General features: G+C 55.4%; 11 protein-coding genes. 5 read left to right on the top strand and 6 right to left on the bottom strand.

All coding sequences use genetic code 11. The features are described from left to right. Positions 1–217 precede the first annotated feature (217 nt). Together ugpQ and AC1RSM_RS03985 are read left to right on the top strand one after the other, a co-directional pair. Positions 218–964: a glycerophosphodiester phosphodiesterase gene (gene ugpQ, locus AC1RSM_RS03990; RefSeq protein WP_492931449.1), complete on the top strand. Its 747-nt coding sequence runs from the start codon at positions 218–220 to the stop codon at positions 962–964. A 23-nt stretch (positions 965–987) separates the two neighbouring features. Then, entirely contained in the window at positions 988–1,842 is an 855-nt protein-coding gene (locus AC1RSM_RS03985; RefSeq protein WP_492929687.1) for a 23S rRNA (adenine(2030)-N(6))-methyltransferase RlmJ, read from the top strand. A 15-nt stretch (positions 1,843–1,857) separates the two neighbouring features. On the opposite strand, the gene AC1RSM_RS03980 is transcribed toward AC1RSM_RS03985, so the two are convergent. Continuing rightward, entirely contained in the window at positions 1,858–2,592 is a 735-nt protein-coding gene (locus AC1RSM_RS03980; protein ID WP_492929685.1) for a pseudouridine synthase, read from the bottom strand. Positions 2,593–2,628: 36 nt separating this feature from the next. Here AC1RSM_RS03980 and AC1RSM_RS03975 point away from each other — a divergent pair, with 36 nt between their 5' ends. Both AC1RSM_RS03975 and AC1RSM_RS03970 read left to right on the top strand, forming a co-directional pair. Then, complete coding sequence (locus AC1RSM_RS03975; protein WP_492929683.1) at positions 2,629–3,204, top strand: chorismate--pyruvate lyase family protein; 576 nt, start codon at positions 2,629–2,631, stop codon at positions 3,202–3,204. 50 nt (positions 3,205–3,254) lie between these two features. Beyond that, on the top strand, positions 3,255–4,460 hold the full coding sequence (locus AC1RSM_RS03970) for an MFS transporter (RefSeq protein WP_492929681.1): 1,206 nt from the start codon (positions 3,255–3,257) through the stop codon (positions 4,458–4,460). Positions 4,461–4,491: 31 nt separating this feature from the next. On the opposite strand, the gene AC1RSM_RS03965 is transcribed toward AC1RSM_RS03970, so the two are convergent. Genes AC1RSM_RS03965 through AC1RSM_RS03955 form a run of 3 tightly spaced genes read right to left on the bottom strand, consistent with a single transcriptional unit; the run spans position 4,492 to position 7,053 of the window. After that, entirely contained in the window at positions 4,492–5,334 is an 843-nt protein-coding gene (locus tag AC1RSM_RS03965) for an aldo/keto reductase (RefSeq protein WP_492929679.1), read from the bottom strand. Positions 5,335–5,390: 56 nt separating this feature from the next. Continuing rightward, the gene (locus AC1RSM_RS03960) at positions 5,391–5,729 is read right to left on the bottom strand and encodes a P-II family nitrogen regulator (protein WP_003799650.1); all 339 of its coding nucleotides are present in this window, start codon (positions 5,727–5,729) and stop codon (positions 5,391–5,393) included. Between the two features lie 19 nt (positions 5,730–5,748). After that, positions 5,749–7,053, bottom strand: a complete 1,305-nt coding sequence (locus AC1RSM_RS03955) for a mechanosensitive ion channel family protein (protein WP_492929677.1) — start codon at positions 7,051–7,053, stop codon at positions 5,749–5,751. Positions 7,054–7,196: 143 nt separating this feature from the next. Between AC1RSM_RS03955 and argH the strand changes: the two genes are divergently transcribed. Beyond that, a complete protein-coding gene (gene argH / locus AC1RSM_RS03950) occupies positions 7,197–8,618 on the top strand; it encodes an argininosuccinate lyase (RefSeq protein ID WP_492929675.1) in 1,422 nt (473 codons plus the stop codon). Positions 8,619–8,773: 155 nt separating this feature from the next. Here argH and AC1RSM_RS03945 read toward each other — a convergent pair whose 3' ends face one another. Both AC1RSM_RS03945 and AC1RSM_RS03940 read right to left on the bottom strand, forming a co-directional pair. Further along, the gene (locus tag AC1RSM_RS03945) at positions 8,774–11,230 is read right to left on the bottom strand and encodes a penicillin acylase family protein (RefSeq protein ID WP_492929673.1); all 2,457 of its coding nucleotides are present in this window, start codon (positions 11,228–11,230) and stop codon (positions 8,774–8,776) included. Positions 11,231–11,380: 150 nt separating this feature from the next. Beyond that, a complete protein-coding gene (locus AC1RSM_RS03940) occupies positions 11,381–12,742 on the bottom strand; it encodes an NAD(P)/FAD-dependent oxidoreductase (protein WP_492931447.1) in 1,362 nt (453 codons plus the stop codon). Between the last annotated feature and the right edge of the window lie 74 nt (positions 12,743–12,816).

The raw sequence follows: 12,816 nt of genomic DNA, 5'->3' as shown, positions 1-12,816 counted from the left end.
GGCCTGAAAATATACCGTGTTTGGATCAAGTGTGTTTGACTTAAACTGTGGCTTCAATAAAGCAAGTTCCATGCTGCGCAGGTGGTGGCGTCATGGATGCTTGATTTTGCCTAGGATCGGATTGTAAATCCAAAACCGTAACCGTACAGTGTACAGCCCCGGTTAAAATAGTACATTGGCTTTTTATCACGCCCCTTGCGAGTCCGCCATGCCTTCAATGAATCACCACTGGCCCTATCACGCCTTGATCGCCCACCGCGGCGCTGGCAAGGTTGCTCCGGAAAACACCTTAGCCGCCATTCGAGTCGGCGCCCAGAACGGTTTTCGCATGATGGAGTACGACGTTAAATTAAGCCGTGACGGCATTGCCGTGCTGCTGCACGACGATGATCTGGACCGCACCTCCAATGGTCAGGGCCTGGCTTCCAGGCTGACACTGGCCCAATTGTCCGAGCTGGATTTCGGTGCCTGGCACTCCACCGCTTATGCAGGCGAGCCCATCCCCACATTAAGTTCGATTGCCGGTTTTACCCTGGCCAATCAAATCCACAGCAATATCGAGATCAAGCCCACAAGCGGCGATGAGGCCGAAACGGGCCGCCTTGTGGCCCTGGCTGCCCACACCCTCTGGGCGCAAGCCAGTTTGCCACCCTTGTTGTCCTCTTTTTCGGAAGTCGCCCTGCAAGCCGCCCAGGAAGCAGTCCCCACGCTGCCACGCGCCTTGCTGATTGAAGAAGAAGTCCCCGCCGACTGGCAAAAACGCCTGGAGCGTCTAGGCTGCATGGGCCTGAATCTGAACGAGCGCTTCGTCAATCAGGCCTTGGTGCAAAACATCCGTAATGCAGGCTATACCGTGGCGGTCTGGACCGTGAACGAAGCCGAACGGGTGCGCGAGCTGCTGGAATGGGGCTGCAATGGCGTTTTCACTGATAAAGTCACGACCATTCGTCCCGATACTCTTTAAACCGCTACACCCCAGGATTTCTCTTGTTCAGTTACCGCCACGCCTTTCATGCCGGCAATCATGCTGACGTGCTCAAGCACGCCACCTTGCTGCATATCTTTAACTACTACGCCCAAAAAGACAGCGCCTTCAGCATTATCGACACCCATTGCGGTGCCGGTATTTATGATCTGGAGCACGACTGGGCCCAAACCAAAGGCGAGTTCTATGACGGCCTGGACCGTGTCTTGCAAGAAGAGTCACGCCCTGAACTGCTGGAACACTATATTGAGGCCATCGCCGATCTGAACCCGGACGGTGTGGCGCGCTTTTACCCCGGCTCTCCCTGGCTGGCACTGGAACGACTGCGCACGCAAGACAGCTTTCACGGCTTTGAGCTGCATCCGACCGAATTTGAGGTCTTGAGTGAAAACGTGGCGCAGTTGTTCCCCAAGGGCAATCGCCGTGTGCGCCTGTATCCGGAAAATGGTTTTGATCAGTTGGGACGCTTGCTGCCGCCCCCATCGCGACGCGCGATTGTGGTGATGGACCCGTCTTACGAGGCCAAGTCTGACTATCAGCAGGTGCTCAATAGCGTCAAAAACGCCCTCAAGCGCTTTTCTCAGGCCTGTATTGTGGTGTGGTATCCCATTGTGCAACGGCCCGAAGTTCAGGCCATGCAGCGCAAACTGGAGCAACTGCCTACACCGTGGCTACATGTGAGCCTATCGGTTCGTGCTCCGGCTAAAAATGGTTTGGGTTTGCATGGCAGTGGCTTGTTCATCAGCAATCCCCCTTGGACGCTGCTCAAGGCATTGGAACAAAGCCTGCCCTGGTTAACAAAAACGCTGGCCCAGGATGACAAGGCCAGCTATCAACTACATCATTCGGGGCTGTAAGCGCCCCTCTTGCCCTTAGGCCAGATGCTCAGATTCTTTCATGTAGCGCCACTGGCCAACGGGCAGATCGCCCAACACCAGATCACCAATACGCACACGCTTCAAACCCACGACCTTCAAGCCGACCAGTTCGCACATACGGCGAATCTGGCGTTTTTTGCCTTCGCGCAGGATAAAACGCAGCTGATCGTCGTTCTGCCAGGACACTTGGGCGGGCAACAAGGGCTTGCCATCCAGGCTCAGGCCGAAGTTAAGCAGTTCCAGACCGCGTTCGCTCAGCTTGCCGGTTACACGCACCAGATACTCTTTGTCGATCACCGAATCTTCGCCAATAATCTGGCGCGCGATACGGCCGTCCTGAGTCAGGATCAGCAAGCCGGTGGAGTCAATATCCAGACGACCCGCCGGTGCCAGACCACGCAGATGCGAAGGATCAAAGCGCTGGCCGCCACGGCCACCCTTGTACTGCGTCGCCGCGCCAATCAAGGAGACGGCATTGCGATAACCGGCTTCGGCCTGCCCGGAGACATAGCCCACGGGTTTGTGCAGCAAGATCGTGGCACGTTGAGTCTGACGCTGACGCGCTTGTTTTTCCAGTGTGATTTTCTGATTGGGGTAGGCCTTGCTACCCAATTCAGAGACGATTTGACCGTCCACACGCACCCAGCCGCGCTCGATGAAAGCATCCGCCTCACGGCGTGAACACATGCCGCGCTGGGCCATTAATTTTGAGATACGTTCTTTTTCCATGAGCGCTATTTTATGGCTTTGGCGATAATACAGGACATGAAATTTCCATCCAGCACAAAAAAACCCTGGCATGACCGGGTTCACCCCTCCGCTACTCCGGCTCAAAAGTACTGGCTACACCGTCCCGGCGCACTGACCGCCGGCCTGCGCGGTCTGGGTAAAGTCCACCTGGAAGTGGTCAGTGAATACGCTTGTCGCCTGAACTCGCAAGAAGCCGCTTTGATTCAAAAGCCGCCAGGTACGCTGGCCTGGATACGTGAAGTGTCCATGTCCGTTGACGGTATTCGCTGTGTCATTGCCCGCAGTTTCACGCCGCTGCCAGCTTCGCAAAGCGTCTGGCAAGGCATACGGCGACTACGCAGCCGACCCTTGGCCGACATGCTCTACAACGATGCCCAGATACAACGTTCTGCCTTTTTAAGCTGTCGTTTAAACCGCAGTATGAGCTTTTTCCGCACAATTGAGCGCGCATTAGCCCAGAGCGACGAGCCCTTGCCCCAGGCCCAGCAAGTGCTGTCCCGCTGTTCGGTTTTCTGGCGTCACGGCCAACCTTTATTGGTGGCCGAGTCCTTTATGCCAGCCTTTTGGGCGCGCGGTGCTACACTGGTTTAGCCAAAATTCAACATTAACTAATAAACCAAAGTTATATACCGAGACTGACTATGGCCACCCAAGCTGATCAAAGCCGCCGCAACGCCTTTATTCTTTCTGGAATGCAAGCATTGGGCGGGGCCAATCCGGCGCTGGTGGTGGCTCTCAGCAGCCTAGTCGGCCAGAAAATGGCCAGCAGTACCGATCTGGCAACCTTGCCCGTTGGCATTTTCAATCTGGGACTGGCAATCGGCATTTTGCCGGCGGCTTATCTGATGCGCCGTCTGGGTCGCCAAGGCGGCTACATCATTGGTGCCTTGCTAGGCATAGGAGCGGGTTTACTGGCTGCAGCCGGAATTTATAGCCTGTCTTTCACCCTATTCTGTGTCGGCACGCTTCTGGCCGGGCTCTATGCCTCTTACGTACAAAGCTACCGTTTTGCGGCGGCTGACCACGCCAGCGAGGCCTTCCGCCCCAAAGCCATTTCCTGGGTCATGGCCGGTGGGCTGTTAGGGGCCATTATTGCGACTCAAACCATTATTAGGACGCAGGACGTCTGGCCTGAGCATCCCTTCGCAGCTGCGTTTTTAGCCCAGGCTGTGCTGGCCGCCCTAGTTCTGCCCTTTGCCTTTGCCCTGCGTTTGGGACGCACGACACAGCAAGCCGTCAAAACTCCGTATACCGGACGTCCATTGCGTGAAATTGCCTCTAACCGCTATTTCATTATTGCGGTCCTGGCGGGCGTCGCGTCCTACGTTTTGATGAATTTCCTGATGACGGCCTCGCCCCTGGCCATGGTCATGCATGGCCACAGCGTAAAAGAATCCACACTGGGCATTCAGTGGCATATTCTGGCCATGTTCGGCCCCAGCTTTTTTACCGGCACCCTGATCAAGCATTTCGGCAAGATTCCCGTTACCTTTGCTGGCGTGTTTTTGCTGGGACTGGCCAGCATTGTGGCCTTGCTGGGCATGAGCGTCCCCCACTTCTGGGTCAGCCTGATTCTTTTGGGCTTGGGCTGGAACTTCGGTTTTATCGGCGCAACCAATATGGTGGTGGACTGCTACCGGCCCGAAGAAAGAGGCCGTGTGCAGGCTTTGAATGACTTCATCATCTTCACCTGTGTCGCCTTGTCCTCTTTTACCTCGGGCCGCGTCTTGGCCGTGTACGGCTGGTATGGCGTGAACACCTGGACCTTGCCCATCTCCGGTGTGGTCATGGTGGCTCTGGCCTGGCTGTATATCCAAAACAAGCGCCAGCCCCACATCGCCAGTTAAGAAAAGCCGCCCGAGGGCGGCTTTTTTGATCTTAGATCATGGGCAGATAAGCAGGTTTGGGACCGCGCGCAAACTGCGTATCCAAGGCCCGTATATGTTCTGGCAGTAGTACCAGATCAGCTGCTGCCGCATTTTGCTGGGCATGACGAGCTTGCGAGGCCTTAGGAATAACAAACACAGCAGGGTCCCGCAGTAAAAAGGCCAGGGCTATCTGCCTGGGGCTGGCTTGATAGTGACTGGCAATATCAGCCAGTAACGCGCCACCCACGGAGTCCGGGCTTGGAAAATCATCATGCCCAAAGGGGCTATATGCCACCACGCTGACTTGATGTTCTTGGCACCAGGGCATGACAGCATGTTCAATCGCGCGTTCATTCAGGTGATATAGAACTTGATTGCAGGCGATCTCGCCCGGCCCCACGATGTCATACAGCTCCTGCAAATCGGGCACGTCAAAATTGCTGACTCCCCATTGCTTGATCTTGCCTTGTTGCACCAGCTTATCGAAAGCCGCACAGGTCTCCTCCAAAGGAACCTGACCGGGCCAGTGCAATAAATACAAATCCAGATAATCCGTGCCTAAGCGTTTTAAGCTGGCCTCACAGGCACGGATCACACCCTGACGGCTGGCATTAAAGGGCAAGACTTTAGAGACCAGAAAGGCTTCATGGCGCCGGCCTTCCAAGGCTTGGGCAATCAAGGTTTCTGCTTGGCCATCGCCATACATTTCAGCCGTGTCGATATGGTTCATACCCGCATCTAAACCGGCATGAAAGGCAGCAATGCTTTGTGGCCAGTCGGCCTGCTCTACATACCAGCTACCCTGCCCCACCCGCGAAACACGGGGGGCTGAACCCAGCTTCCCATATTGCATCTGCTTCTCCTTTCCTGCAGGCCTTCTTAGCACCAGCCCGACACACTGCCAGGCGTTTAGAGCGCGTCCCGACCGCTTTCGGAGGTACGAATCCGGATGGCTTGCTCAACAGGGGTCACGAAAATCTTGCCATCACCAATCTTGCCCGTATGGGCCGCTTTGATAATGGCTTCGATAATGGCGTCGCAACGGTCCGCCGCCACCACGATATCCACACGAATTTTAGGCAAGAAATCCACGACATATTCAGCGCCGCGATACAACTCAGTATGGCCTTTTTGGCGGCCAAAACCTTTGACCTCTGTGACCGTCAGGCCATTGACGTCCAGTTCTGCCAGCGCTTCGCGCACTTCATCCAGTTTGAAGGGTTTGATGATGGCCGTAATTTGTTTCATGGTTACTCGCACGTCAAATTTAAAGAGGGTCTTTGACACCCGGCAGGGGTCGGTGGCTTTCTGCTGCCAGACTCAAGCCCAGGCTCAAGTCCCGGCCTGTGGGCGACTGGAACAGACGCAGGCCGATTTCCGGCAGCACAGCCAGAATATGGTCAAAAATATCGCCTTGGATGCGCTCATGGTCAACCCAAGCCGTTTTATTGGTAAAGCAGTACACCTCGATAGGAATCCCGTCTGCCGTGGGCTCCATCATGCGCACCATCTGGATCATATCCTGGTGAATCTCGGGGTGACGCTTGATATACGCCATGCAGTAAGCACGGAAGGTGCCCAGATTGGTCAGGCGGCGGTAATTGACCGCATCCATACCCGCACGGCTCAGTTCCTGATTAGAACGCTCCAGGTCTTCTTTTTTCTCGTTCAGGTAGTCGCGCAACAAAGCAAAACGAGACAGACTTTCCACTTCATCGGGCGTCAAAAAGCGCACACTGGAAGCGTCAATGCTCAAGGTACGCTTGATCCGCCGTCCGCCCGATTCAAACATTTGCCGCCAATTACGGTAGCTTTCAGAAAACAGCTTGTAGGTGGGGATGGTGGTGACCGTCTTGTCCCAGTTCTGAACCTTGACGGTATGCAAAGCCATGTCGATCACAAAGCCGTCAGCGCCGGCCTGCTTCATCTCAATCCAGTCACCAATGCGCAGCATGTCATTGGTGCTCATTTGCGTGCTGGCCACTAGCGATAGCAAAGTATCTTTAAATACCAGCAACAAGACCGCTGACAGCGCACCCAAACCGGAGAGCAACAGCACGGGCGACTGATCCAGCACGATGGAAATCATGACAATGACGCCAATCGCCCAGACCCCTATCTTGGCAACTTCAATATAGCCCTTGATGGATTTGGTACGGCCACGGCTGGAATTGGCGTAGACCTCCTGCCAGGCACCCAGCAAACTCACAAGTGCCATGATCAAAAAGACCAGAAAGCCCAGCAACGCGACCCGCTCAATCACTTCCAGCAAGGTTTTAGCCAGCGGCAGCAGGGTCAGATTGGAGCTAACCACCAGCAAGGGCACGGCATAACCCACATTGCGCACAAAGCGCGTTTTCACCAGTGCCCGGGCCCAATCATCTTTGCCGGCCACTTTCAATAAACGTCGCACCAGCCGCGAGAGTACGGAACTGGTCAACCAGCTGACGACCCAGACCAGCACGGTCAACATCGCCAGACCGGCCAGTATCTGTACCCAGCGATCCTGCGGTAAATACGCTTCGATCCATTGCCAGCCCAACAAATCGGCAAAGGTGCGTTCTTGCTCCATGTATCTTCCTTGTCCAGCCAGCCCCAAAAGGGCCCGCATGGTTTCCTAGAGTCTGAAAACTATCTAATATACTGCACAGCGTCTGTTTCCTGCGGGACTGGATGACCCCTGTCAGCCCGTCCAATCCTCTATAATTGCCTTCTATGTCAACAAACACCCCCTCCCCCTCCCAAGACCAGTTCGCCAATAAAGCAATGGCCTGGTCGGCTCGCTTTTCCGAGCCCGTCTCTGACCTCGTCAAACGCTACACAGCGTCGGTGGACTTTGACAAGCGTATGGCTCGCTTTGATATTCAGGGCTCCTTGGCCCATGCCAGCATGCTGGCCGCCGTCGGTGTCATCACTGACCAGGACAAAGCGGACATCGAACGCGGCATGAGCCAGATTCTGGACGAAATCGCCCAAGGCCAATTCCAGTGGTTGCTGGATCTGGAAGACGTGCACCTGAATATCGAAAAACGTCTGGTCGAGCTGATCGGCGATGCGGGCAAACGCTTGCATACTGGCCGTTCACGCAATGACCAGGTCGCCACCGATATCCGCCTGTGGCTGCGCAATGAAATCGACATTGCTCTGGACCTGCTGGCTCAGATGCAACGCAAACTGGCTGAATTGGCCCTGGCCCAGGCAGACACCATTTTGCCAGGTTTCACCCACCTGCAAGTGGCACAACCGGTCACTTTTGGTCACCATCTGCTGGCCTACGCCGAGATGTTCCAGCGTGACGCCGAGCGTTTGCAAGACTGCCGCAAACGTGTGAACCGCCTGCCTTTGGGTGCTGCTGCCCTGGCCGGCACCAGCTACCCGATCGACCGCGAGATGGTCGCCACGCTGCTGGATTTTGATGATGTGTGCCGCAACTCGCTGGATGCTGTATCGGACCGCGACTTTGCCATTGAATTCTGTGCTGCTGCCGCGTTGATCATGACGCACATCTCCCGCTTCTCGGAAGAATTGGTGCTGTGGATGAGCCCCCGTGTCGGCTTTATTGATCTGGCCGACCGCTTTTGCACCGGCAGCTCCATCATGCCGCAAAAGAAAAACCCCGACGTTCCCGAACTGGCCCGTGGCAAGACAGGTCGCGTCAATGGCAACCTGATCGCCCTACTGACCCTGATGAAAGGCCAACCACTGGCCTACAACAAGGACAATCAGGAAGACAAAGAAGGTCTGTTCGATTCGGCTGACACCATCCGCGACACGCTGACCATTTTTGTCGACTTGATCTCCGGTATCAAAGTCAAACCTGATGCCATGCGCGCCGCAGCCCTGCAAGGCTTTGCGACCGCTACCGATCTGGCCGACTACTTGGTCAAAAAAGGCCTGCCTTTCCGTGACGCCCACGAATCCGTGGCGCTGGCCGTACGCGAGTGCGAGCAGCTGGGTTGCGATCTGGCTGATCTGAGCCTGGAGCAACTGCGAAAATTCGACAGCCGTATCGAGTCCGATATTTTTGAAGTGCTGACACTGGAAGGCTCAGTCGCTTCGCGCAAACACATCGGTGGCACCGCCCCCGAGCGTGTTCGTATCGAAGCTCAGCGTATCCTGGACCGCATTCCAGGCTGATAAGCAGCGACTGCTGAAAGCTGAAAAGCCGCCCCTGAATCAGGGGCGGCTTTTTTTGTGTACGGCGGTATGGCTAACTGTCGTCAGCCAAGCTCCGCATAGCTAGCAGCGACACGATACATGCCTCAACGACCACGTATCGTGCCCCCTCAGGACTAGTGCTGCGGCTGAATCAAAAGCATCGTGCTGCTTTGCGCATTGCGGCGAATATCCGAGTGCGTCACATCCATGGTCTTGCACTCGAAGTTCTCATACAGCTTTAACTGATCATCATAATGCGGGCTACGCACACCATTACGGTCGGTGAAACCGCTTTGGCCGGGCGGCATGGCATCGCAGAACTCCACGCCCTGGGTATCAAACACCACACGGTTGTTTTCCGTGCCACGGTTCTGATAGCCGGTAAAGGCAAAGGTATTGCCCGAAGTCGTCTGCGGGGTGCCTGTGAAGTTCTTGTCGCTGAAGCGGTGCACCGAGGTCGGCATAGTCCAGCGCTCCATCTGAGTGCCCTGCTCCTGGCTCAAACGAGCCTGCGCATGTTGCAAAGCCGTGTGCATGACTTCTTGAGAGGAACGCTCGCCAAAGACATTCACACGCTGGGGATCAGGATTGGCCTCCAGGGCCAAGGCACGCAACAGAACCTTGGTACCCATGCTCAAGTTGATGGAACCCGGATTGGGGCCTTGCTGCGTGGCAAAACCCGTCTGGCTATACATGGCGCGATGCGATTCAGGTACGACCGGCATCAAGACCTGCTTGTACATTTCCTCCAGCCAAGTTTTAAACAGAAGGCGCGCTGTTCCGGCATTGCGCCCGCCTTGATCGCTCTCCATACCGTCCCAGGCCAACAAGACATCCAAGGCGGCTTTACTGGAATCCGTCGCAGGAAGATGCTCTGCCAGTTTTTCCAGATGCGGACGGAAATAACGCCAGTTCACATCGCGATACGAGGCTGTCTTGTTAAAGTCCCAAATTTCCTGGACGCTAAAAACTTCTTTTTGCTGGTACTGGGTGGCCAATTCGTTCATACGATCACCGTAGGTCCAGTAGTAGGTATCCGTATTGGTCTTGTCCGGTGCAGGCTTGTTGTTCCAATTGACCAGATACCCTTGAGGCGGATTGTAGGCCTTGGGAATGGCATCAAAGCCTTTAATGCCCAGCCACTCCATGCTGCCATCCCCCTTGGCAGGTACGCGGATATCCTGATTCAATGGGCGCTCAGGCAAGAAGGCGGGCGAGACATAGCCAATATTGCCGTGCTTGTCTGCGTAGTACCAATTGATGGAGATCGCCATCTTGCTGGCCTGGTCTAAAAACTCTGTCCAGTTGCGCGCCTTGGCCACATTCAACCAGGCCAACAAAGACTGCACCTCGTAACCATCCCAGCTGCGTTTTTTGCTGTAAGCGACGCCTTGCTCGTAGTCAAACTGCATGACTGGGCCATGCACGGTGCGCCAGACGGTAAGCTCTCTGTCCGCCTGTCCACGAACCTTGATTCGTTCCTTGCGCTGCTCCATCGTGTGATAAGCATTGTTGAACCAGTACTGGTCCGCTCGGGCCGGGTTCAGTTTTTCCTGATACATGTCCACGACATCTTGCGGGCCTGCTGTTGCTCCCCAGGCAATTTCGCTATTGGTCCCGAACAGAATAATGGGATAGGCAAAAGGTGTGTTGCCCACCACCTCAAAGCCTGCGCCGTGCAGGCCTATGCCATAGGTGTAAGCGGGGTTGTACCAGCCAAACTGCGGGCCGTTCACCAAAACAGTGGCTCCTTCCTGAACGCGCTCAGGCCGAGTGCTCCACAGATTGCTGGCCTTGGGTGCAAAATCTGGACCCTGACCGCCCCAGTGCTTGTCCTGGCGATCCAGTTCTGTTGCCAAAGCCTGCGAAGAGACCTGGGCAAGATCCTGAGAGTCTGCCCGTACCCATGGTTTGGGCGCGGACGCCTGAGCTGGCACAGTGGTAGGCGCCGATGTGTCGTTCACCCACAGCAGTTCGTCAAATAACGCAGGGCCACGCTCGGGACCATGCTGTTTTTCCAGAGACTGTCGCAACGCCAGCGCACTAAGCTCTAGATTGGTGTCCGAAAACCGGTTCGCCATCGATCCAACCCAGATCATCACCACATCAAATTCGCTCAGAGGCTGGGGCTGAAAATCAAAGTCCACATACTCTTTGGGCAGCAAATCGGGATTACGGCGCACTTTTTCCAGATAGGCATTAAAGCCATCGGCATAGCCCCGGAAAATATCGCGTTCCTCGTTGGACAGGGCTGAAATCTGGCGTTTTATGGATGCGGGGCTGAAATTCTGGCGCACCTGCATGTCGTACTTGACGTAGACATCCGCTTCACCCGCCCCCAATACTTGCGCCGTTGTTCCCACAAAAGAGCGCCGTGCCATATCCATCTGAAACAAGCGATCCTGAGCAAGCGCGTAACCATAGCCGTAATACAGGCCATAGTGAGTATCGGCGAACACGTGCGGCACACCATAGCTGTCTCGCAGAACTTCAACCGACTGCACCTGGGCGTACACCGGTGCTCCCGCCCACGCCATCCCCAAGGCTAAACCGGCGACGGCTACCCCTGTACGAACAAACCCTGTCTGCATACTTGCCCCTCTTGTGATACATAAATTTATTATGAACCTAAAATATTGAAGCCAATATAATTAGGCGATCATAAATTTAACGTAATCGGGCTTTAAAACAAGAGGGGGCTTGCCCTAATCAGACTGTCTGTTCAAGGGAATCAAACCAAGTCAAAACGACACCAAACGCCCTGGGTTAACCGCGCTCATCATGCCAATTGCCGCTTTCACAACAGGGATTGCAAAACCGGACAACTGACGGCCCAAGGGGATACTGCGGTGAGTGATGTCAGTCAGCATGGCAAAGTCCTGATTCAGACCGGCAACATCATCACTAATGGCTTTACCAATACGCACGGTTTGCGCCACGCCATGCCCACTCCAGCCATGCACCATGTACACAGGCACCGCCGCATCGGTCTTGCGGGAGTCTGTTGCGCCATTCAAGGTGAAGTCGCTAATGCCGCTCCAGGAAAACTCCAGTTCCACCTGCTCCAGCTGCGGAAACACTGTTTGGATGCGATCCAGCAAATAGTCGTTAATGCGTTCCGGCGACCAACTGGTTCCCGTACCCTGACCACCGAACAAGAGGCGGTTATGACGCACAGCCCGGTAATAGTCGATCTGGAACTGCGTGTCGTAGACGGCTCGGTCCGTTGGCAAGAGCTCGCTGACCGAGCATTCCAGCGGACTGGTCACACCCACATAGGTGTAGAACGGCACGGTGGTGTTCGATTGGGATGGCAAGAACTGGGAGGTCGTGTCATGCACGGCCAATACCAAGGCCTTGCGCGCCAAAATCGTGCCACCAGGAGTAATGGCCAAGGCGCCTTTTTCAGTCTGCTCAATTTCCTGAACGGGGCTGCCTTCATAGACTCGACCGCCATGCTGCGTCAGGCCATAAATCAGGCCACGCAATAAGGCCAAGGGATGGACCTGGCCACCCAAGGTATCGACCACAGCACCGTGGTACAGCGGAGAGCGAATTTCCTGCTCCAGTTCGTAACTGCCCACCACCTCCACACTGGCATCACCCAGGTAGCGACGCGCATCGGCGCCCTCTACCAAGGCTCCCATATGGCCAGCATGAATAGCAGCGGTCAGGTGGCCACGGCGACGGTCAAAATCCAGCTCGTAGTCCTGGGCCAACTGGTCCAGCAGATCCATGGCCTCGTGCGAGGCAAAGCGCCACAAGCGGCGGGCCTCGTCCAAAGGTAAATGGGCAATCATGTCCTCGGCTTCCCAACGGGCCAAGCCGGGGGTTAACTGCCCACCATTTCGACCCGAGGCGGCCGAACCAATACTGTCTTTTTCAACCAGCACCACATCAAGACCCGAACGGGCCAGGTGCAAAGCGGTAGAAGCGCCCAAAAGGCCACCGCCCACTACCAATACGTCACACTGGGTATCAGCCTGCAGCGGCTCAAATCGGGTCCAAGGCGCAAGAGAGGCCTCGTAATACGTGGCCGGTTCGGCAGATTTATTATTGTGATCTTTGCGCCAATTCCACAAGCGTGGATTACTGTCCAGCATACTGTCTGCGCTGGATACATCATTTAAAAAACCGGGTTTGGGGATACTCATAAATGTCCTGTGTCTGTCACGGC

It is taken from the genome of Alcaligenes sp. GW821-FHT11D07 (assembly GCF_058808495.1).
This window is presented reverse-complemented; position numbering and strand designations above follow the sequence as displayed.

Bases quoted from the DNA above. Each gene is read 5' to 3' on its own strand.
- argH (WP_492929675.1), top strand. From the start codon at position 7,197: ATGTCAACAAACACCCCCTCCCCCTCCCAAGACCAGTTCGCCAATAAA.
- AC1RSM_RS03955 (WP_492929677.1), bottom strand. From the start codon at position 7,053: ATGGAGCAAGAACGCACCTTTGCCGATTTGTTGGGCTGGCAATGGATC.
- AC1RSM_RS03945 (WP_492929673.1), bottom strand. From the start codon at position 11,230: ATGCAGACAGGGTTTGTTCGTACAGGGGTAGCCGTCGCCGGTTTAGCC.
- AC1RSM_RS03975 (WP_492929683.1), top strand. From the start codon at position 2,629: ATGAAATTTCCATCCAGCACAAAAAAACCCTGGCATGACCGGGTTCAC.
- AC1RSM_RS03970 (WP_492929681.1), top strand. From the start codon at position 3,255: ATGGCCACCCAAGCTGATCAAAGCCGCCGCAACGCCTTTATTCTTTCT.
- AC1RSM_RS03980 (WP_492929685.1), bottom strand. From the start codon at position 2,592: ATGGAAAAAGAACGTATCTCAAAATTAATGGCCCAGCGCGGCATGTGT.
- ugpQ (WP_492931449.1), top strand. From the start codon at position 218: ATGAATCACCACTGGCCCTATCACGCCTTGATCGCCCACCGCGGCGCT.
- AC1RSM_RS03940 (WP_492931447.1), bottom strand. From the start codon at position 12,742: ATGCTGGACAGTAATCCACGCTTGTGGAATTGGCGCAAAGATCACAAT.
- AC1RSM_RS03965 (WP_492929679.1), bottom strand. From the start codon at position 5,334: ATGCAATATGGGAAGCTGGGTTCAGCCCCCCGTGTTTCGCGGGTGGGG.
- AC1RSM_RS03960 (WP_003799650.1), bottom strand. From the start codon at position 5,729: ATGAAACAAATTACGGCCATCATCAAACCCTTCAAACTGGATGAAGTG.